This window comes from Silvibacterium bohemicum, assembly GCF_001006305.1.
Lineage (GTDB): Bacteria > Acidobacteriota > Terriglobia > Terriglobales > Acidobacteriaceae > Silvibacterium > Silvibacterium bohemicum.
Map to the genome: position 1 here is coordinate 1,185,666 of NZ_LBHJ01000003.1, position 21,428 is coordinate 1,207,093.

The window sequence follows — 21,428 nt, forward strand, 5'->3', positions numbered from 1 at the left end:
TTCCTAGTTTCCATGAGATGCGCTCCCGGCACGACTCCTATACTAAAGAATGAAACATGCTTCCTGAAGCTCAAGGAGACACGGCCATTCCCACCATAGTTGCGCCCCATTCCCCCGCCAGCGAAAGATACTCCCGCCAGGTGCTTTTTTCCGGCATCGGCGAAGCCGGCCAGGAGAAGCTGGCCGCCGCGCACGTCGCCCTGGTAGGCTGTGGAGCCACCGGCGCGGCGGCCGCATCCCTGCTGGCCCGCGCCGGAATCGGCGCTCTTACCCTTATCGACCGCGACTTTGTCGAAGAGAGTAACCTGCAGCGTCAGGTGCTCTTCGACGAGGCCGACGTTCGCGATGCCCTGCCCAAAGCCGAGGCCGCGCGCCGCAAGATCGCCCTCTTCAATAGCGAAGTCAAAGTCTATGCGCATGTGGCCGATCTGACACCGGGAAATATCCACGCTCTGCTCGCCGGCTCCACCCTCGTTCTGGACGCAACCGACAACTTCGAGACCCGCTACCTGCTCAACGACTATGCCGTCGAGCAGAATAAGCCGTGGATCTACTCGGCCGCGGTTGGCGCCTATGCCGTCACCATGAATATCCTGCCCGGAGAAACCTCCTGCCTCGCCTGCATTTTTCCCGAGCCGCCCACGGGAGCCGTCGAAACCTGCGACACCGCGGGAATCCTGAATTCCGCAGTCAACTTCGCCGCCTCGCTCGCCGTCACCGAGACCATGAAGTACGTTGCCGGCAACCGCTCCGGATTGCGGCGCACCCTGCTCTCCTACGATCTCTGGAACAACGAGTGGTCCGAGGTATCGGCAGCCGCGCCTCGCGCCGGCTGCCAGGTCTGCGGCGAGCGCGACTTCCGCCATCTGCGCGGGGAGGGCCGCCCTCACATCACGCTTTGCGGACGAAACTCGGTGCAGATTCACGAGCACAGCCGTCCCGTGGATCTGGCGGCGATGAGTGAGCGCCTGCAGGCGCACGGCAAAGTTCGCTTTAACAGCATGCTTCTGCGCTTCGAGCGCGGCGAGTACGTTCTGACCCTCTTCGCCGACGGCCGAGCCATCATCCAGGGGACAACCGACGTCGCGCAGGCGCGAAGCCTCTATGCCCGATTTATCGGGTCGTAAAAAATAGGGTTTTGCAAAGAAAAATGAGACGATGGCCGCGGGAGCACCATCGTAATCTGGTAGAGGTTTCTTGCAAGCTCAATACAAGCAACCTTTTGCGCCGGTCATGCTTCCTACCCTGAAATTGCGCCTGTCATTGGAATAGCAAATTGCACGTAGCGGTTAACCCATGAGCCACACCACACAAACACCGCTAGGCACTACGCAGGGAGCGAGCACGCATGCACTCATCGCAAGCATTCAGGAGTCTGGCATGAGCACCGGCCAGGCAGCACCAAAACCCGTACATCAGCATATGCGCCGCAATCCGCCCATCGCCGGCGAGGCCGAAGCCATCCAGGCTGCGCAAGGTGGAGACGCACGCGCCTTTGAGACTCTTTACGCACTGCACAAGCGCCGCGTTTATTCGCTGTGCTTGCGCATGCTGGGCAACGTGGCCGAAGCCGAAGATCTTACCCAGGAAGCCTTCCTTCAGCTCTATCGCAAGATCGCAACCTTTCGCGGCGACTCGGCCTTCTCGACCTGGCTGCATCGCCTCGCCGTGAACGTGGTGCTGATGCACCTCCGCAAAAAGGGACTTCCCCAGGTCTCGCTCGAAGAGACGCTCGAGCCTTCGCAGGAAGACGGCCCGCGCAAGGATATCGGAGCGCGCGACCTCATGCTCTCCGGATCGATCGACCGCGTCACCCTCGAACGCGCCGTCGAAAACCTTCCCCCGGGCTACCGCCTGGTCTTTGTCCTCCACGATGTGGAGGGCTACGAACATAACGAAATTGCCGATATGCTTGCCTGCTCCATTGGGAATAGCAAGTCGCAACTCCACAAAGCGCGCATGAAACTACGCGACCTGCTCCGTACCGGAGAGCGCAAGGAGCCGGCCGTATGACCACGACGCGATCTGACCGGAAGACCATGACCTGTGCCGAATTTCAAGACCGCCTGCCTGAGTTGTTCGAGTCCCACGCCGATCTCAGTGCGGAAGAGCATCTGAAGACCTGCGAGAACTGCGCCGCGCTGGTGCGCGATCTGGAGTACATCGCGCAACAGGCGAAGCTGCTGCTTCCCATTCACGATCCCAGCCCCGCAGTATGGGACAAGATCGAGAACGCGATCCAGACAGAAGGCTCAGGACAGGAACGCGCCGAAGCCAACCGGCCCCCCGTTCGTGCTTAAGGTACACGCTTCAGGTGGCTGCTTAAGATTCGGACTAATAGTACGAGCTTAGCGGGAGTAGTACGAGCTTAGCGGGAGATCATCGCCGGCAGCCGAACAGCCGGCGATGACCGATCCGTCGTAGCGTTATCCTGCGCTGACGGCCAGGCCATTTCACGTCTTAATCGCACTTCCAGCGAATGAATCTTTCTCTTTGCCGGTGCGTCAAACAAGCATCCACACGGAGGAATTGAAACGTGGCTGCTTATTGCGCCTGCTGTGGCGCTGAGATCAAATTGAAGGCGGAGCCGTGCCACATGTGCGGAACTCCGCAGCACGGGGCGCTCCCTACCAAAGTGACGTCATTGTCGCCTGAAATCCATCCGCAAAAAAAGCCAACCGATAAGCCTGCAGCATAACGTAGGTAGTTAGACTGGCACCCTAAGCGAAATAGTCTGGCCGTCCCATTCTCGAGCGAGCCTGCCCAGGCAGCGCCGAACTGTATTCGCGTCGCCCGGTATCGAGCGAGTCAAAAAGCCGAAAATGCGTGGGAGAGCTGTTTCTTAAGCGGCTCTCTCCTCGGCCAAGCAGCGGGAGTAGTTGAACTTACTGCCCCAGCTGCTGACGCAAAGCCGACTTATGAGGAGTGACGCTTTTCAATGAGCTGCGTTTGTTGCGCAAGTAGTGCCACACGATAAGCTTTTGGAATGGAACAGCGCAGTCACAGCAATAATCGAGAAACCAATGAGGCAAGGTCACGTGTCGAGCATTTACTGCTTTGCGCAGCCGCAGTTTTGTCTCCTACCCGCGATTGGCTTGAGAAAGCCTCTGTGGCGAATTGGCAACCTTCCGAAGAAGGTGTGATCAACCATTACCATTTGGTCCTTCGCTCAATTGTCGTGAAACAGGCTGAGGCTTTGGATAGCATTCTTATCCTCGCAAGAGGTGTGCGAGGATTTTCTGCAGTACCGCTGCTCAGGGCCATGTATGAGGAGCTAATTTGGGTTTTGTATCTGGCATCTCGTACCGAAGATGAGGCCTCACGAATAGTTCATGCTTTAGGTGCTGTTGGAATTCACGAGACATTTCTTGCACAAGAAAATTATGTGATTCCGAACACGGGCTCGGGCTTCTCACTCGAATGGAAGCTTCGAAGCAAATTCGCATATGATCGCGGGCGCGATGAACTGCGCGACATATTCTCAGCCTCTGGATTCACGCTCAAGAAGCACCAGACTATTCCAAGCATGGCGCAACTTGCCAAATCGGTCTCAATGGAGACTACGTATGGCTTTCTCTACCATGGGACATCACGCGCGGTACACTTCAGCGTTCCTGAACAGCTACGAAGAATATGGGGTAGGCCAGGGCAGATGACAATTTCTTCGTCCACCTTTGAGGCATATTGGGCTGCGTTCAGTCTCTACTGGGGAAGCTGGCTTTATTCGCTAACGTTCTTAACGACCGTGCCGCTGCTTCAGACGCCGGATTTGCCCGATGAAGAACTTGAACAGCTAGGTCGTGCCATGGAGGCAGTCAAGAAGGACGGAGCTGTACCGATTCTTACCAATGCAGAAGTGTATTGGCCTGAAACTTGGAGATGAATCTCCTGCGGCGCGCAGTTCAGGCAGTCAAGTCCCCATGAACGCCGTTCTGTTTACCAATCCCAGCCGAATATCTCCGCGATAACCTACAGCCCCTGAAACGTCCCGCTTATCTAAGTTCGATTCTCGAATAGGTCCGCTTGTAGGTCGACTCTTGCGCGTTCCAAAACTCAGTTTCTGCACCTAACTACGCCGACAGATTCAAATCCCCATCTCAGTTGTTCTCAAAGCACACTCAGACGGCTCTCTGCAATTCCGCCGCAAGGCAGAGCCGTTTCGCGGACCGATTGTTTCCCCGATAAGTTCGGCCAATATACCGGGAATAGGCGGTGACAATGTTTTCGGGATTGTCTCGCGCGAGTCGTTCGTCTCTGCCCGCCCCGCCTGATTTTCCTCTCGCGATCGATCTCTCCCCACCTTCTGCACCGTGCTCAAGCTCAGCGCGCCTTCGATCACGGGTGTCTCACTCCCGCTGGAAAATTTTCCGGCCGGGATGGACCCTTCCCTTCCCGCGGAATTCTCGTCCGGCGACTCATAGCCTGCCTCAGGCAGAGCTGCGTCAGGGCTGTCCGGATGCAGGGTCCGATAGAGGTATTCGGCGAACGACCACGTCCGCTCCTGCTTCACCTCCTGCTCCTGATAAGGCGTCTCCGGTGCCATCTCTTCCCCTTCCGGACTGAGCACGATCTCCGAGACAGGCTCGGAGGCCGGCTGCGCGGCGGAATCCTCCTTGGACCGGGTGCGGGAGCTGGCACGAGGCAGCGTCTGCGCGGCGACCCGCAGCGTGGCGTTGAGAATCCGCGCGGCGTTGAGGTCCAGAGTACCCGCAGCGACGGCGCGAGCGATATCGGTAGCCGCGGTCTGGATGGCGGCATGGCTGTCGAGGAGCGGAATTTCCAGCGCCGCCGGAGCCGTGCGGCGGCGGCGATCGCGATCATGGGCAAAGCAGTGGTCCCCGCCCCGGAGAGCAGGAGCTTCGCACTGATATCCGCTGGGACGAAGCGCGCGACAGCGTCGCCGCACTTTAGATTGGCTTGGATTGGTCATGACGCTCCTAGAGACGAGTAAATGCTGAAGCGTAGCCTCAGGGAATGAGAGCCATCTCACTCATTCGGCTCGCTACGGCCGCTTCAGCGAAGGACTCCTTAACTGATTCGCTAGAGCTGAACCCACCGACGCCAGGAGCTCGTCATCCGAAGCGTAGCGGGCTCAAAGCAAAAGGCGCAGCCGTTTCGGCTGCGCCTTTTGCTCTACTCTTCCAGAATATCAAGCCAGAGCGAATTCCCTGCCAAATCTCATGATCGGTTTGGCGAGTGGAATCTGCGGGTTAGAGAAAAGTTTAAGGGAGCGGGGTTGACAGGCTCCTGGGGGAGGGCTCTGTGTCTACCTTTTGTAGCCACTATTGTTACAGAAAACCGCCCGAATGTGCAACAACTTGTTGCACGACCGGCCACGAATTCCTCGCTTTTGCCATGGAATCAACTGCTCTTTTGATGGGATCGACGATCCCCACGGCCTCGCCTCCCTGATCCAGGTCAATCCGGGACGCTTGTCTGAACCGCTCCATTTTTGAGAGCCCAGTCGACGAAGCCGGCGGGAGGATTCCTTACCCCGGCGATGTTCGCACCGCGGATGCTCTTGATCTGCCGCCAATCGATGCTGCGCAGGTCGGCGAGCCCCAGATCGGCGGCGGAGAGATCGGTTCCGGCGAAGCGCGCCGACGCCAGATTGGCCCCCTTCAGGTCGTCATTATCCATATCGGCATCGGTGAATGAAGCGCCTTCCAGATTGCTGTAGCGGAAGTTGGCCGAGCGCAGATTTGCGCTGGTGAAGTCGGCCCCGCGCAGGTCGCTGCTGCGCAGATCGGCGGCGCTGAAGTCGGAGCGCAGAAGATCGGCGTGCTCCAGCCGCAGGCCCTGCAGGAAGGCGGTCGAGACGTCGACACCGACCAGCGGCACGTGATCTGCATTCAATTCCTGGAGAGCGTCGATGCGGCCTCCGCTGCCGCCCTTGCCCTGCGCGGTGTTGATCACCTGCCAGGCCTGATAGTGGCGCTGCTTCACGCGATCTCCCGAGGCGCTGAAGTAGAAAATGACGGCCACCAGGACGGAGAAGCTGCCTAGGTAATCGAGCACGTCGAGAAAGCTCCAGCGGCTGAGCCCGTAGGCCACCCACTGCCAGGTCCACTCGAAGGCGATGAAGGGGACGATCCAATGGCTCTTGATGTGGGAGCGCACCAGGCTCCAGTTGGCCGGGCGTCTTCGGACGGGGTGGGTGATCATCTGCAGCGGCTCCATGGCTCCATGGTTCGGTGGCTCTCTGGTCAGTTCAGAAATGGTTCAGCTCGGGAATATGGCTATCGTCATTCCGACAACGGGAGCAGCTTCAGGTTACGGTACAGACGGGATGAGAGGCGAAAGCGGCACAGGATTGTGACCTTCGCGCGTCCTGCACCCTCTGATACTCTCACCCGTGAATGTCTATTCCTTACTATCATGTCGACTCGTTTACGGATGAAATCTTCGGCGGCAATCCTGCCGGAGTCTGCATTCTTGAGGCATTTCCCGCCGATGCCGTCCTCAAGAAAATTGCAGCGGAGAACCGCCACAGCGAGACGGCGTTCGTCGTAGCCCGCTCCGATGGCAGCTTCGATCTGCGCTGGTTCACGCCGGTCGTCGAAGACGATCTGTGCGGACACGCGACTCTGGCGACGGCGTATATCCTCTGGCTGCGTCAGCACCATGATTGGCCGGTATGCTTTCACACCCGCAGCGGGTTGTTGACTGTAGATCGCGTCGACGACCTCTTCGAGATGGACTTTCCATCCCGGCCGCCAGTACGGGGTGAAGAATGGCCGGAGCTTCTGTCGGCTCTCGGCCTCGAAAAAGGCGAGATCCTGCGCTCGGTGCGCGATGTGCTCGTGGTTCTCGATCACACGGAGCAAGTGCAAAGCCTGACGCCGGATTTCGCCGCCCTGGCCGAGCTGGGCCTGGGCATCGGCGGAGCTATCGTCACCGCTCCCGGCGACGGCGATAGTTCTGACGTGGACTATGTGTGCCGGCTCTTCGCACCCTCTGCCGGGATCAACGAAGATCCCGCGACGGGATCGATCCACTGCACGCTCGCGCCATATTGGGCCGAACGCACCGGCAAGCAGGCGTTCCAAGCGCGGCAACTGAGCGCCCGCGGAGGACGCATGCAATGCCGAATCGCCGGAGATCGAGTCAAGATATCCGGCTGCGCCAGGCTTTATCTTGAGGGAGCCATTCATCTGTAACACGTTGAATGACGCTGGTCTGCCTCAATTGCCTAGCCTGACATAGGGGTTACTCGCTTCTCGGAAATGCGTTTGAGCATTCAACGATATTGACACTTTGCGCTGCAAAGCTTACGCTTTGTATCACAAAGTGCTTATTCATGACTGACCTCAACCGCGCGCTCGCCGATATTCGAAATATTCGCCGCCAGGTGGCAGAAACCACCGAGTTCCACGGGTACGGCCCGCTCACGCTTTCTGCGACTGCTGGGTTTGCGCTCCTCGCCGGCGCGATTCAGTCCCATTACCTTCCCGAGCCTGCGGCACATCCTGCACAGTATGTCGCCCTCTGGCTTTCCACCGGCGTTATTTCTGCTGCGCTTATTGCTGCACAGATGCTTACGCGTGTTAACCGCCTCCACTCCAGCATGGCGGACGAAATAGTTCGCGCAGCCGTTGCGCAATTCCTTCCGGCAGGGATTACCGGCGTCATTCTGCCCCTTGTGTTGCTGCACATTACAAAGGACGTCTTCTGGATGCTCCCTGGTCTCTGGCAAATTATCTTCAGCCTGGGCGTCTTCGCCTCATGCCGCACTTTGCCGCGACCGATGCTTCTCGCAGGGTCCTGGTTCCTGCTCACAGGTATGGCTAGCGTGTCTCTCGGAGATGTCCGCGCTCTCGCTCCGGCCACGATGGCCGACTCGTACGCAGTCGGCATGGCTCTCGTGGCCGCGATCCACTATCTCTCCGCAAGGAAGGCGTCTGTCGATGAAGACAACTAAGTCCAAGCCGACGGCTCCGTTCGCATACGAGGGCTTAGATCGCGTCATTCACGAGCGCGCCCGTCTGAGCATTCTTACATCTCTCATCACCCGCAGTGACGGCCTGAGCTTTATCGAACTCAAGCAACTCTGCGGCCTGACCGACGGGAATCTTGCCCGGCACCTGCAAGTGCTCGAAGAAGACGGCATGCTCCGCATCAGCAAGGAGGGTAAGAGCGGTCGCGCACAGACAACGGCTCGCATTACCGCCTCCGGCCGCAGTCGGTACCTCGAATATTTGACCATCCTGGAACAGGTCGTTCGTGACGCTGCTTCGGTGAATCACGAAGATCCAAAGGGTCAGTTCCTCCGAAAGCTTTCCCCCGCAAAAGCCTGAAGTATTGTTACCCATTCTGTAGATTGCTTTCTTTACGCATTCAAACTTTGCGATGCAAAGTAAACCTCAAGGAGAACAATGCAATGAGCACTTTCGCTTCCTCTCAGCCGTCCTTACTCAGCCTCCACTCGCGCTCGCTCGGCACGAAGTTCTTCGTCGTCCTCCTTCTCGCCTTCATCATGAGCATCTCCGGTTTCTTCGTTGAAAACCTCACCACCGAACGAGCCAACCAGCATGGTGTCTCGGCGGCCTCGGCGGAGAATGCTTCCGAGCAACCGCAGACAGTCCTCGGAGTTCGTCTTGCCGATTCCTATCGCTCCACCCGGCGTTCCCTGCACTACATCGCGCTATTCCTCGGCCTTGTTTTTCTTACCTACTTTCTCTTTGAAGTATTAACGGGAAAGAGCGTTCATCCAGCCCAGTACGCTTTGGTCGGTATTGCGCAAACCATCTTCTATCTTTTGCTCCTTTCACTCGCCGAGCACGTTGGCTTCGACCTAAGCTTCCTTATTGCCGGGACGTCCACAATATTTCTCTTCTCGGTCAACACTGAGTGGGTATTCGGCAGCCGTAAGCTTGCTCTTCGTGCGTTCGCTGTCTTCGCGTTGCTCTACAGCTTCATTTATGTGCTTCTACGCGTCGAAGCTTACGCTTTGCTTGTCGGAGCCTTGGCCAGCTTCGCTGCGGTTGCTGCTGCGATGTACATCACGCGCAACGTCGACTGGTACGGGAATGCCGGTTCGGTATCCAGGCTCGCATCCGCCCCATCTCAACCGAAAGATCGCGACTCGTGGCTAGAGTAGGGCATTCCTGCTATTACCATGTCGTTTGAGAGAGCCGCTGAGTCACGAAGACCGCTGTGATTCTTCATTTTTGGTCACCAAAAATGACGGATTAGTCCGTGTGCTCGGCTGCATTCCGCTATGTACGTCAACGGTTTGTGATCACTTTGCTTCACGGAACTCTTTCCCTTGGTCGCTGGCCGCAGCGGAGCGACGTGCTACCCTGCGTAAAAGGTACCCCCCTTGCCGACCACCGATCTCATCGAAGACTCTCGTCCGTCCTCCACTGAGGAGAAGAAGAAGCTACCGAAGCATATTCCGCAGTTGGATGGGCTACGCGGTATGGCTATCCTCATGGTGTTCGCCTGGCATGCATTCGGTGCGCCCTTGATGTGGTCCGGCGTCGATCTCTTCTTCATCCTCTCCGGCTACCTGATCACCGGCATCCTCATGCGCGATAGAGCGCGTCAGCAGCCGCTCGCGCGATCCATGAAGATCTTTTACCTGCGCCGCGCGCAGCGAATTCTACCGGCGTACCTCCTGGTTCTGCTCTTGTTTGGACCGTTTCTACACGTCAACTGGGGACGGCTGTGGCCGTATTACGCATTCTTTCTCCAAAACGTGCCGTATGCCTTGGGCTGGGTGGGATTGAACCTCGCGCCGCTGTGGTCCCTGGCCGTCGAGCAACACTTCTACCTGATATGGCCGTTCCTTGTGCTGCTCGCGCCGCGCAGGATCCTTGCGCCGCTGCTCATCGCCATTCTCCTGGTGGAACCGGTCGTCCGCGGCTTTGGAACGTTCGTCTTTCACAGCTCCGTTGCCATCACAACACTTACCTTCTTTCGTCTCGACGCCGTGGCCGCAGGCGCCGCCATCAGCCTCTGGATTCCCAACGCCGACCACAACAGGGCGCGACGGCTCGCCGGCATCGTGCTTGCGGCTTCCATGGCAATCTATGCCGTGCTGCTGACCCGTCCCTGGTTTAACCGGACCCATAACACTGTCGCCTTCAACTCATTGGGATACAGCTTCAACATCCTCATCCTGGGCAGCATCTTTGTGCTGGTCCTGTTGAGCGATGGAATCCTGAAACGGGTGCTGTCGAACTCCGTCCTCAGATATTTGGGGACGATCAGCTACGCGTTCTACCTGGCCCACGAGATTGTGATGGACTGGGTGAAGCAGCATGTGAACGGCCGCCCGGCGATTGCGGCCGTCACCATGGCAGTGACGGTAGCCGTCGCATCGGCTTCCTGGTTCTTCGTGGAGCGACCCGTTCTCGCGATGGGGCGCACACGCTGAATCTCGCGGCGGATTGAGATTCTTGAGACACCACTACTAGAATTGCCTTGGGGTATCAGAGAGCTATTGTCTGAATGCCGAAAGGCTAGTTTGATGACACCCCTAGAACTGCTTCAGTGCCACGATGCCCTGATAGATGTCTTCCGGCTGGGGCAGGATGACGTCTTCGAGGATCGGCTGATAGGCGACGAAGGTGTCCATGGCAGCGATGCGCTTCACCGGCGCGTCGAGGTCGTGGAAGAGCTCGTCGGCGATGCGGGCGGCCAACTCGGCACCGTAGCCCCAGCTCAGCATGTCTTCGTGAGCGACGATCACGCGACTGGTCTTCCGGACAGACTCGGCAATGGCCTCCCAGTCATAGGGATTCAGCGTGCGCAGATCGAGAATCTCGGTCTCGATGCCGTGCTCGCGGTGCGCCTTCTGCGCGGCCTGCAGGGCGCGCGGAACGAGGGCGCCGTAGGTGACCAGCGTGAGGTCCTTGCCTTCGCGAACCTTCGCCGCTTTGCCAAAGGGGATCATGTAATCGGGGCCGGGATAGGCGGCGCGGCCATAGGTCTCGCGGTAGAGCCGCTTGTGCTCGAAGAAGAGCACGGGATCGTCGCAGCGGATGGCAGTGCGCAGCAGCCCGTTGGCATCAAGCGCGTTCGAAGGGAAGACGATGCGAATTCCAGGCGTGTGCGTGAAGATGCTCTCGCCGGATTGCGAGTGGTAGACAGAGCCGCCGGTGAGATATCCGCCGATAGGCACGCGAACCACTGCGGGACTGGCCCAGGTTCCATTGGAGCGCCAGCGCATGAGGCTCAGCTCGTTGCGCAGTTGGTGCACCGCAGGCCAGATGTAATCGAAGAACTGGATCTCGACCACCGGCTTCATTCCGCGCACCGCCATGCCCACGGCGCGGCCTACGATATTGGCCTCGGCCAGCGGCGAGTTGAAGACGCGGCCGGAACCGAACTCCGTCTGCAGGCCGGCGGTGAGCTTGAAGACGCCACCCTTGCCTTTCACCAGTCCCTGCTTCAGATATTCCTCGCGCGAGGAGTCGGCGACATCTTCGCCGAAGACCACGATGCGCGGGTCGCGGCGCATTTCGTCCTTGAGGCAGGCGTTGATGAGGTCGGCCATGGTGCGCTCCTGGCTGTCGGCAGTCCTGGCCGGAGCGGTGGCGAGCGCGGGGCTGGTGGGATCGTAATTTTCCGAGTAAACGTGCTTGAGGATCTCGGCCTTATCGGGCTGGGGCAGAGGCGAACGCATGGCGCGGTCAGCGGCCTGGCGAACCTCTTCGTCAACTTCTTTTTCGAGCTGATTGATGCCCGCGGCGTCGAGGATGCCCTCCCGCAGGAGCAGCATCTGGGTCTTCGAGAGCGGATCGCGCAGGGCGTCGGCGTTGCGCTCGCTTTCCGGACGATAGAGGCGGTCGTCGTCGGAGAGCGAGTGCGAGTAAGGGCGGATCACATGGCCATGGATAAAGGCCGGTCCGTTTCCGGCGCGGCACCATGCTGCCGCTTCTTCAAAGGCGCGCACGCAGGCGACGGGATCGGTGCCGTCGATCTCGGCGAAGTGGAAGTTGGGGAAGTTCTGCACCAGCTTCGAGATGTTTCCACCGGGCGTGTTCACTTCGACGGGTACGGAGATGGCGTAGCCGTTGTCCTCGATCACGAAGATGACGGGCAGCTTCTCGTTCGACGCGGTGTTGAGCGACTCCCAGAACTCTCCTTGCGAGGTAGAGCCTTCGCCGAGCGAGACATAAGCCACTTCGTCGCCGTGGAAGGTGACATCGCGCCACTGGCGGTAGTCGCCTTCCTGCTTGGCAGCGGCCTCGGGATGGCGGGTGAAGTAGCGTCCCGCCTCGGCGCAGCCCACCGCGTGCAGGCATTGCGTCGAGGTCGCCGAGGATTGCGAAACGATGTGGTGCTGCGGGCTGCTCCAGTGCGAAGGCATCTGGCGGCCTCCGCTGGCCGGGTCGGCAGCGGCGCCTACGGCCTGCAGCAGCAGCTCTTCGGCGGTGACGCCGAGCGCGAGGCAGAGGGCGCGGTCGCGATAATAGGGAAAGAACCAGTCGTATCCGGACTTGAGAACCAGGCCGGCGGCGACCAGCAGCGCCTCATGGCCGGCTCCGGAGATCTGGAAGAAGATCTTCTGCTGGCGCTTGAGCATAATCTCGCGGTCGTCGGTGCGCCGCGAGAGATACATGAGCCGGTAGATCTCGATAAGCCGTTCTGGAGACAGAGCTTCCTGGGAGGAATTGAGGGAGGGACTGGGAGATGAAGTCGATTTGCTCCGCTCTGCAGCGGAGACGGTGCTACGCGCCATCGTTTACCCTCTCGCGGGAAGCTGGACTACCTACTTCTTTCTTACGCGAAAAGAGGCGGAGTTGTACAGCGGAGCGGGACCCAGGATAGCCGGACCGTCTGTCCTCAGAACTCCGAACCTCTTCTATTCAGCAAGATGAGGCGGCCGGCTTGAACCGGCAACTGGTTTTGAATTCCCGCTTAGACTATCTCCGACGCAAACGCGGTGGATCGTACTGGAATACCTGCTCCAGCGGTACTCCGAAGACTTCCGCGATGCGGAATGCGACCTCCAGCGACGGCGAATACTTATCGCCTTCGATGGCGACGACCGTTTGACGTGTGACGAAGATCAGGTCCGCCAGGTCTTGCTGGGTCATCGAGCGTGCCGCTCGCAATTCGCGAATCGTGTTGCGAATCCGCGAACTCATGGCCGTTCGCGTTTTGCGCGCAACGATTCCATGCTTGCACGAATTGATTCCGGGTTGCGACGGCGGTTGAAGGCGGCGACCAGATTATCCGGCCACCAGGCTTCATGGCCGGCATAGATCCTAAGCTGAACTGAGCTGGTAAGAATGCGGGAACCTAGCCACACAAGGACCAGGACTGTGCCCGTGGCAAGGGGGAAGCCTCGTCCCTCTTGGTCTATGAGGATGAACCATATGCCGAAGGTCATCAGGAGATAGCCCGCATTGCGGCCGCGTCCTTTGATGACGTTGTCTCGCTCATCGATGCGAGTGTCGTCGGTGGTGTAAATCTTGAGCCCAGAATACACGTTCGGCAGGAGATAGCTCAGCATAAAGATATAGGCTATGCTGCGGGGCCCGCGAAACGCATGCCAGAAGAAGTGGCCGGCGACAAAAGTTGCGAGCAGCAACGAATGGAGAATGACTTCGAACCAGAGCTGCTTCTGGCGGAGAGGCAAGTCTGCGAATGGTAGCTTCACGGCGTGTTACTCAGCATAAGAATCATTCATGTCAAAGCTATTCGACATGAATAAACATAAGATGACTTATCTTCCTAGTCAAATATTTTTGACATGCAATGCCAGTCCCCTTATCGGCGAGGGATGAACAGTCTGAGTTTACAAAATGCGAATGGGCAGTCATCTAGGCCGAGAGGCTGCCCGGATGACCACCCATAAAGCACTGTTTGCCTTCCTAGAGTTACTTCCCTTTCAGGATTCAGCTCCGAGCTGCGGCTGTTTCGAGAAGCTGCTCGAAGTTTTTCGAAGAAAGCATGGAGTTTACGGTCTTTGTAATCAGATCGAAGGCGTTGTAGCGCGCGAACTCCTTCTGCAGTCTTACGGCGTTCTCCTTATATTTCTTGTCGGAAAGGACAGTGCGAACAGCGCTGCGAATCTGTTCGACGCTGGGGCGGCCGGTTGCGAGATTGATCCCTGCTTCCGACCAGCCGACGCGGCTGGCGGTGAAGATCTTGTCTTCCGTGTCGCCGGCGACCACCATCGGAATTCCTTTGCTGAGCGAGAGATTGACCGATCCGAAGCCGCCATTGGTTACGAAAACATCCACCCTGGGCAGGATCTGCTCGAAGGGAATGTAATGTTCGATCCTCACGTTCTCGGGTTTCACGCCTCCGGGCAACTGGATCACCTCGAGGTCGGGACGCCCCGCCGCGATAACCACCGTCACCGGCTCATCGGCCAGTGCCGCGATGGCAGGCTCGATCAACTGGCTTAGATCCCAGTTGGCGATCGTGCCCTGCGTCACCAGCACCAGGGGTTTTGACGCATCCAGAGAATTCAACCACTCCGGCGCCGAAGTTTTGCCGTGACCGCCGGGCATGAGATTTCCGATGTACTCGATGCTCTTTTTCAGATCGCTTCTCGGATATTCAAACGCTTCCGCCGTCAGCTGCAGGAAACGGTCGGGCAGGTTTGCCGCAGCGTCGATAAAGAATTCCGGGAGCTCCCGTGTTCCGGAAGAATGCAGTGCTTCGGTCATGCGTGTTGTGGCTGGCTGCATCATCGCGAAAAACTGTTGCGTCTCCTCATGATTGCGTAGCCGCCCCGCCGGACTCGCGTCGGGACCCGAAAAGGGAGCCACGTCGCGGCTGCTCACCAGGAGCGGCAACACCCCGAATGTCAGCACGGGAGGACGGGCATCTCTCGGCCCCAGCAGCAACGGGAAAATGCCCCAAAAGTAGATGTCAGTCACGATGAGATCCACCCCACCCTTGGAGAGGATCTGCCGGACGGTCCGGTACTGATCCGGAACGGGATCGATGCCGGTAGCCATACAGACCGCATTCATCGCATCGGGACCGGGCGCCGCGGCTGCTACCTCCGGAAACTCCTCATCCATGCGCCTGTAGTCGAAGTCAGCCCTTCCCTCGAAAGGGACAAATCGAAAACCCAGGGCGACAGCCTGATCGTGGAAGAGCTTTCCTGAAAGAAAAATAATGGAATGCCCAAGCGACGATAGATGTCGAGCTACGGACAGCATTGGGTTGACGTGACCTGGGGCGGGCGTTGCAGCGACAAGAATATTTGCCATTCACTCTCCTCAATGGGGACAGGGAGGCAAATGTCCGCCTCGCCGTGAACCCATCTGGAGAACTAACCCGCAGACAATCCCTTTCATTCCCTGGGAGCAGATTGTCCAATCGGATCGATGCGCTTCGTGAGAGAAAACGCATAACACCGGAAGGAATGGCAGTGCTAGATCGTGCTGGGTTGAAGCTCCCGGCGCGGAGCGGGTGCGGAGGCTGAATCTTCCGTCCTCATTGCGGACTCCCAGACTGGCTGCACTTCCACACGGTTACGGCCGAGCAGCTTGGCGCGGTAGAGAGCCTCGTCGGCGTAGGAGACCAGCGTTTCGAGTGGCAGATCGCGCGCCGCATGGAGCGGGGCGACACCGATGCTGAGGCTGGCTCTCCCGCGATCCGCGTCGTACACGTGCCCGCTGAAGAGCGTGCCCAGCCTTTCGGCCAGCGCGGATGCCTCCTGAGAGGTGACATCGGGAAGCAGCAGGGCAAACTCGTCTCCGCCGAGACGGGCACAGTGGCTGCCGGAGACGCCGGCGGCAAGGCCTTCCATATCTCCCGCCAGAGCGATGAGAACCCGGTCGCCATGCAGATGACCGTGGCAATCATTGGCCTGCTTGAAGGAATCGATATCGATGAGAAGAAGCGCGAGGCTGGTACCGCCGGCCGCGGCCTGCAGGCGGGCATAGGCTCCGGCCAGAGAGCGCCGGTTGCCGATGCCGGTGAGGTGATCGCGGATGGCAAGACCTTCGAGATGCTCATTCTTACTCTGCAGCAGCGCCTTGTCCTTCATGACCTGCGCCTGCAGCATCGCGGTGCGTGCGACATAGCATAGGACGGAGACGGAGATGGCGACAACCGCCAGCACCACGGAAATCTGCAGCAGAAAGAGGCCGAGCATCAGGTTCACGAGCGCCAGGAACGACGGCATCAGGCTGCGCACCATCAGGCTGGGAGGACGGAGCGGAGCGGTGTCCGCAGGATTGCCGTTTGGACCGGAGTAGAGCAGGTACAGCGCGAAGCCGGCCAAGAGCGCGGTTCCGGGGACGTCGTACAGGCTGGTATTGGTGTAATGCAGCCAGGTGTAGGAGACCTGGTTCGATAGGAAGAAGTCGATCAGGCGAAAGCCGAAGAACCAGGAGAGCGTGCGCAGGAACTTCAGCTCGGCGCGCGAAGCCGCTCCCAGGCAGGCAACCATCGCCACGATGAACAGGAATGCCGCCACGAACTGGCCGACGATCAGGTGATTGATGGCAAAGTGATCGAGGCTGACACGCGAGTAGATAAGGTTGAAGCGCAGCGCGACGAAGAGCAGTCCCTGCAGGATATCCACGACGACAATCGAGCGAGCGACGTCGGCGAAGAAGAGCACGGCGGCCAGCATGTACAACGCCTCGCTGGTATTGAAGCAGGCCGTCTGAAATCCCCGTGCGGGCCCGGTGTTCAGGAAGCCCTGGATGAAGGAAGGCGCATAGCCGATGGCTGCCGCCAGCGCAGCCCCGGCGATGAGAGACCAGCGGACACGCAGTGTTCCCTGCGCAAGGCGCACCCGTGTCCAAAAGGCCCAGGCACATCCGCAGAGAACCATGGAGAGAGATAGATATCCGACGGCCGCTGCGCGCTCGGTGTTGGCGTTTGCCACCGCCGCCTGGATGGAGAGGATCACCACGACGGCCACCGTGGCCAGAAGGAGGATCGGCCGCCGCAGCAGCTGCTGTGCCGGCAGGCCTATTGCAGATGCCCCGGTGGTTGCTGGCTCAACGAAATTCGATCCGAAAGCATCTTTCATAAGCTGGTCGCCCGGGCCAAGCGGTTCAATAGAAAATCAAAAGGCCCCGAAGACCGAAACCTATAAAAGAAGTGATCGTTTGGTTGAAACCTTACCGCAAATAACGGAAGAGGAAAGTAGCACGAAAGGCGTATGGCCGGTTGTGTCTGGAGCTGATCGTGAGACATCGCCGATGCAGTTTCCGGTCGGTAGATGTGCGCGTCCTTGCACGCTCTTGCCGCATCTTGGCTGTATGCCGTAGACTCGGCTCTTTCCATGGGGATCCACATCTTCCGGGCCACTCCCACGAGCTGGCGAGGTCCCAGCCGTGACCGATCGTGTACGCAGGGGCAAGGCACATTGACCATAGCTTTTCTCGCATGCTTTAATGGCGCGTTTTGTGTAAGTACGCGCAGCAGGAGCGGCTTCGAGCGTAGTGGCAAAGAGAAAGGGCCAGATTTTGCCGGAAGTTCGTGGGCATTGCTTCGACGGGCTGAGCGTGGGACAGAAATTAATTGACCTGGAGGCTTTTGAATGGCTCTCTCTTTTCCGGCGGTAACTGCGGCAATATGGCAGGCCGGTGAAACCACGGCAGGTAATGACAATCTTTATCTCTGGATCGCGCTGGCTACGGGCGTACTTGGCCTGGTAGCCGCTTTCTTTTTTGCGCGCTCCGTGCTGGGCTCCGACGCCGGAACGCCCGAGATGCGGCGCATCTCGGATGCTATCCGGCAAGGGGCAGAGGCCTTCATGAAGCGGCAGTACAGCACCATCGCCATGATTGCGATCGTGCTGGCAGTTGTTCTTTATATCGGATACCGTCTTTCTCCTTTTACCGCTCCCTACGCGAACAAGGTAGTCATCAGCTTCCTGATTGGCGCCACCTGCTCGGCGCTCTCCGGACAGACCGGCATGTGGGTCTCGATCCGGGCGAACATTCGAACCGCAGCCGCAGCGCGGACCAGCCTGGGGAAGGCTCTGCAGCTCGCCCTGCACGGCGGTGCGGTCACCGGCCTGGTGGTGGTCGGGCTGTCGCTGCTCGGTGTCGGCTTGCTGTTCCTGAGCTTCGGCGGATTGAGTCATCCTCAGCAGACTCCATATGAATTAGTCGGCTTCGGCTTCGGCGCTTCGCTGGTGGCGCTCTTTGCGCAGCTGGGCGGAGGTATCTACACCAAGGCCGCCGACGTAGGCGCGGACCTGGTAGGCAAGGTCGAAGCCGGCATCCCTGAGGACGACCCGCGCAATCCCGCGGTCATCGCCGACCTGGTGGGCGATAACGTAGGCGACTGCGCTGGCCGCGGCGCCGATATCTTCGAGTCGACCGCTGCCGAGAACGTGGGCGCGATGATTCTGGGCGCGGCGCTCTATCCGGTCTTTGGATTGAAGGGCATTCTCTTTCCGCTGATCGTACAGGCCATCAACCTTGTCGCCAGCGTGGTGGGCGTGAGCATCGTACACAGCGGCGAGACGGAAGACCCGATGCATGCACTGAATCGCGGCTACTACGTCACTTCCCTGCTGGCGCTGGCAGGATTCGCAGCGGCGATCTACTTCATGCTGGGCGCACGGTGGTGGCTGCTGGGCAGCGGCATCTGCGGCATCGTGACCTCGTTCCTCTTCGTGCGCATCACCGAGTACTACACCGAGACGCGCTTCCGTCCGGTACAAAATATCGCCAAAGCTTCTCTAACCGGACCGGCCACCAACATCATTCAGGGACTTGCTGTGGGCATGGAGACGCCAGCGCTGCCGGTGGTGGTGATCAGTGCAGCTCTGCTGACGAGCTATTATTTCGGCGTTCGCGGACTGGCGGATGTGACCACGGTTTCGACTTACGCCAAAGGCATTTACGGCACGGCCATTGCGACCATGGGCATGCTCTCGTCCGCGGCTTACATCCTGGCCATGGATACCTTCGGACCGATCACCGACAACGCAGGCGGCATCATCGAAATGAGCGACCAGCCGCATGAGGTCCGCGAGAAAACCGACAAGCTCGACGCAGCCGGCAATACCACCAAGGCGCTGACCAAGGGATATGCAATTGGCTCGGCATCGCTGGCGGCGTTCCTGCTGTTCTCGGCGTATCTGGCGACGATTCATGACATCGTTCACCAGCGCGTTGCCGCAGCGGGCGGGGTTTTGCCGGATAGCTGGAGCTTCTCCAATGTGAACCTGGCATCGGTTCCGGTCTTTGTCGGCGCGCTGCTGGGCGCGATGCTGACTTACCTCTTCTCGTCGATGGCTATCAAGGCGGTGGGACGTGCGGCGCAGATGGTGGTGCAGGACGTGCGCGAGCAGTTCCGCGACAACCCCGGCATTATGGAAGGCACATCGCAGCCCGACTACGGGCGGTGCGTGCGCATCGTGACGACAGCGGCGCTGAAGGAGATGGTTCTGCCCGGCGTGCTGGCGGTGAGCATGCCGCTGGTGGTGGGCGTGATCTTCCGGCACTTCGGAGCGGAGTTCAATCCCGGCGCGCTGGCCGAGACGCCGATGATCAATGGCAAGTCGATCAACCTCAGCGGCGCCGAGGCGGTCGCGGCGCTGCTGATGGTGGGAACCATCAGCGGCATCCTGCTGGCCATGCTGATGAACAACGGCGGCGGCGCATGGGACAACGCCAAGAAGTACATCGAGACGGGAGTCTACGGCGGCAAACGCTCCGAGGCGCATAAAGCAGCGGTCGTCGGCGACACTGTCGGCGATCCGTTCAAGGACACAGCCGGACCATCGCTGCACGTGCTCATCAAGCTGCTGGCCACGGTGACGCTGGTGCTGGCGCCGCTGTTCCTATAAAGCAGGGTGTAGGGGATAGGGTTCAGGGTACAGCCCGTAAGGTTTAGGGAATAGCGTACAGGTGTAGCCTTTCGACGCGATTAAACTCTATGCCCTGCCCCCTAAACCCTATACCCTGTCCTCGAAACCCTGTACCCTCCTGTCTCGTTAGACCCAACGCATTTAAAGCTATGCCCTGAACCCTATCCCCTATACCCTGTCCTCGTGCATAGTCCCTGGTACCGGCGTTATCCCGAGCGATGGCGGCATTTCCGCATGGTGCCGCTCTCGCATCTGCGGCAGCTGCTGGTTGCCGTCTTTCTGCTTTTTTCCACCTTCGGTTTTTATGCGGACATCATGGCGGGTGGGCGCCTCTCCTATCCGGTCCTCTTTGCCAACGGCGTGATCAGCGGCGCGATCTCGATGATCTGGATCTTTGCCCTGGCTCGGCTGCCTCTGATCGGTCTGGCTATTCCCATCGCGATTTCCGCGCTGAACCCGCTCCTCACCATGGGCACAGACCGCTTGCTCGAGCGCGCGTTTCACTTGGCTCCTGTCGATCCTGTGGCGGGCATTCGGGTAGCCGCCAGCGCTACTATGATCGCGCTGGCCATCTCCTATGTCTTTTTCGTCTCGTTCATTCGCCGGCAAGGCCGGGAGTCGTTCAAGCTCCGCAATGAACTGGAGCTGGCCCACGGCATCCAGAAGACGCTGGTGCCTCCGGTATCGCTGCACACGGCGCGCTTCGAGGTTTACGGGATCTCCTGCCCCAGCGAGAAGGTTGGCGGCGACCTGGTGGACGCGCTGTGCCTGTCGAATGGAGATGCGGTCGCTTATCTTGCAGACATCGCCGGCCACGGATTGCAGGCCGGCATTCTGATGGGCATGCTGAAGACCGCGGTGCGCACGGCTCTGCTCGATGCCGGCGAACGCGATGCATCGCAAACACTGCCGGTGCTGCTCGAGCGCATCAACGATGTGCTGCCGGTGGTGAAGGAGGCGCACATGTATGCGACCTTCACCGGGCTGCGTCTGGGTGTCGATGGCGGCGTGTACTATGCGCTGGCGGCGAGTCCTCCGCTGCTGCACTGGCATACGAAGGAATCGACGCTGTCGCATCTCGAAGAAGAGCAGTTTCCGCTGGGCCTGCTGCCGGTTTCCGGCTTCGCAGGACAAAAGCTGGAGACCGCGCCCGGAGACCTGCTGGTGGTGGCCACCGACGGCATTCTTGAGGTCTGCGACAAAAGCGAGCAGGAGTTCGGCCTGGAGCGGCTGAAGGCGATCATCGAAGCGGACGCCAAGGCTCCGCTGGCCGAGCTGGCAAAGAAAATTCTGACAGCAGCGAACGGATTTGGGAAGCAGGCGGACGACCAGACGATTCTCCTGGTGCGCTGCTTATAGGCTGATGGTGCCCCACATCTCAAGAGCGAGATGTGGGGCACCCGATTGCGGGAGATTGATTTTTCATCTGGTTGTCATCCCGACCGTAGCGAAGCGTAGTGGAGGGACCTGTAGTTTTCCAACGAAGCTCGATAAGCAGACGATGATTGCCGAACCGCAAACTTGCGGTGGCGCGAACAAACTGCAGGTCCTTCGACTCCGTTCGCTCGCGCGAACTTCGCTCAGGATGACAAATTTGTTGGGAATAAAGGCAAGCAGACAACTTCCATACCTTGCCGCAAAGCTTCCAGATTCTGATGGAGATTTA

General features: G+C 59.2%; 18 protein-coding genes. 11 read left to right on the plus strand and 7 right to left on the minus strand.

Going from position 1 to position 21,428, the window contains the following annotated elements:
• Nucleotides 1–56: 56 nt before the first annotated feature.
• From XX99_RS10480 to XX99_RS10495, 4 genes are all read left to right on the plus strand, one after another.
• A complete protein-coding gene (locus XX99_RS10480) occupies nt 57–1,127 on the plus strand; it encodes a ThiF family adenylyltransferase (protein ID WP_082125445.1) in 1,071 nt (356 codons plus the stop codon).
• A 295-nt stretch (nt 1,128–1,422) separates the two neighbouring features.
• Nucleotides 1,423–2,013 carry an RNA polymerase sigma factor gene (locus tag XX99_RS10485; protein WP_050059385.1) on the plus strand — a complete coding sequence of 197 codons (591 nt, stop codon included), beginning with the start codon at nt 1,423–1,425 and terminating at the stop codon, nt 2,011–2,013.
• Nucleotides 2,010–2,300, plus strand: a complete 291-nt coding sequence (locus tag XX99_RS10490; RefSeq protein WP_082125446.1) for a hypothetical protein — start codon at nt 2,010–2,012, stop codon at nt 2,298–2,300. The genes XX99_RS10485 and XX99_RS10490 overlap by 4 nt, the downstream gene beginning before the upstream one ends.
• A gap of 686 nt (nt 2,301–2,986) precedes the next feature.
• Complete coding sequence (locus XX99_RS10495; protein WP_156185915.1) at nt 2,987–3,883, plus strand: DUF5677 domain-containing protein; 897 nt, start codon at nt 2,987–2,989, stop codon at nt 3,881–3,883.
• 201 nt (nt 3,884–4,084) lie between these two features.
• Here XX99_RS10495 and XX99_RS10500 read toward each other — a convergent pair whose 3' ends face one another.
• Nucleotides 4,085–4,930: a prolipoprotein diacylglyceryl transferase gene (locus tag XX99_RS10500; RefSeq protein ID WP_050059272.1), complete on the minus strand. Its 846-nt coding sequence runs from the start codon at nt 4,928–4,930 to the stop codon at nt 4,085–4,087.
• A gap of 488 nt (nt 4,931–5,418) precedes the next feature.
• The gene (locus XX99_RS10505) at nt 5,419–6,165 is read right to left on the minus strand and encodes a pentapeptide repeat-containing protein (protein WP_184084757.1); all 747 of its coding nucleotides are present in this window, start codon (nt 6,163–6,165) and stop codon (nt 5,419–5,421) included.
• Between the two features lie 194 nt (nt 6,166–6,359).
• On the opposite strand from XX99_RS10505, the gene XX99_RS10510 reads away from it, so the two are divergent.
• The 5 genes from XX99_RS10510 (at nt 6,360) to XX99_RS10530 (ending at nt 10,381) form a co-directional block, all read left to right on the plus strand.
• Nucleotides 6,360–7,160: a PhzF family phenazine biosynthesis protein gene (locus tag XX99_RS10510; protein ID WP_050059274.1), complete on the plus strand. Its 801-nt coding sequence runs from the start codon at nt 6,360–6,362 to the stop codon at nt 7,158–7,160.
• Nucleotides 7,161–7,300: 140 nt separating this feature from the next.
• Entirely contained in the window at nt 7,301–7,921 is a 621-nt protein-coding gene (locus tag XX99_RS10515) for a hypothetical protein (RefSeq protein WP_050059275.1), read from the plus strand.
• A complete protein-coding gene (locus tag XX99_RS10520; RefSeq protein ID WP_050059276.1) occupies nt 7,908–8,297 on the plus strand; it encodes a transcriptional regulator in 390 nt (129 codons plus the stop codon). The genes XX99_RS10515 and XX99_RS10520 overlap by 14 nt, the downstream gene beginning before the upstream one ends.
• An 83-nt stretch (nt 8,298–8,380) precedes the next feature.
• Nucleotides 8,381–9,100 (plus strand): inner membrane CreD family protein, encoded by a 720-nt coding sequence (locus XX99_RS10525; RefSeq protein ID WP_050059277.1) that lies wholly within the window; start codon nt 8,381–8,383, stop codon nt 9,098–9,100.
• Between the two features lie 222 nt (nt 9,101–9,322).
• Nucleotides 9,323–10,381, plus strand: coding sequence for an acyltransferase family protein (locus XX99_RS10530; protein WP_050059278.1), 1,059 nt, complete (start codon nt 9,323–9,325; stop codon nt 10,379–10,381).
• A 102-nt stretch (nt 10,382–10,483) separates the two neighbouring features.
• Here the strand turns inward: XX99_RS10530 and XX99_RS10535 are convergent, their stop codons facing one another.
• The 5 genes from XX99_RS10535 to XX99_RS10555 form a co-directional block, all read right to left on the minus strand.
• A complete protein-coding gene (locus tag XX99_RS10535; protein WP_050059279.1) occupies nt 10,484–12,691 on the minus strand; it encodes an alpha-ketoacid dehydrogenase subunit alpha/beta in 2,208 nt (735 codons plus the stop codon).
• A 184-nt stretch (nt 12,692–12,875) separates the two neighbouring features.
• The gene (locus tag XX99_RS10540) at nt 12,876–13,100 is read right to left on the minus strand and encodes a helix-turn-helix transcriptional regulator (RefSeq protein WP_050059280.1); all 225 of its coding nucleotides are present in this window, start codon (nt 13,098–13,100) and stop codon (nt 12,876–12,878) included.
• Nucleotides 13,097–13,546 (minus strand): hypothetical protein, encoded by a 450-nt coding sequence (locus tag XX99_RS10545; protein ID WP_231581236.1) that lies wholly within the window; start codon nt 13,544–13,546, stop codon nt 13,097–13,099. Before XX99_RS10545 ends, XX99_RS10540 begins: the two co-directional genes overlap by 4 nt.
• Nucleotides 13,547–13,853: 307 nt before the next feature.
• Nucleotides 13,854–15,185 (minus strand): glycosyltransferase, encoded by a 1,332-nt coding sequence (locus XX99_RS10550; protein ID WP_050059282.1) that lies wholly within the window; start codon nt 15,183–15,185, stop codon nt 13,854–13,856.
• Between the two features lie 164 nt (nt 15,186–15,349).
• Nucleotides 15,350–16,963: a GGDEF domain-containing protein gene (locus XX99_RS10555; protein ID WP_050059283.1), complete on the minus strand. Its 1,614-nt coding sequence runs from the start codon at nt 16,961–16,963 to the stop codon at nt 15,350–15,352.
• 513 nt (nt 16,964–17,476) lie between these two features.
• Between XX99_RS10555 and XX99_RS10560 the strand changes: the two genes are divergently transcribed.
• Nucleotides 17,477–19,741 (plus strand): sodium-translocating pyrophosphatase, encoded by a 2,265-nt coding sequence (locus XX99_RS10560; protein WP_082125447.1) that lies wholly within the window; start codon nt 17,477–17,479, stop codon nt 19,739–19,741.
• Nucleotides 19,742–19,996: 255 nt separating this feature from the next.
• Nucleotides 19,997–21,121: a PP2C family protein-serine/threonine phosphatase gene (locus tag XX99_RS10565; protein WP_050059284.1), complete on the plus strand. Its 1,125-nt coding sequence runs from the start codon at nt 19,997–19,999 to the stop codon at nt 21,119–21,121.
• The last annotated feature ends 307 nt before the right edge of the window (nt 21,122–21,428 follow it).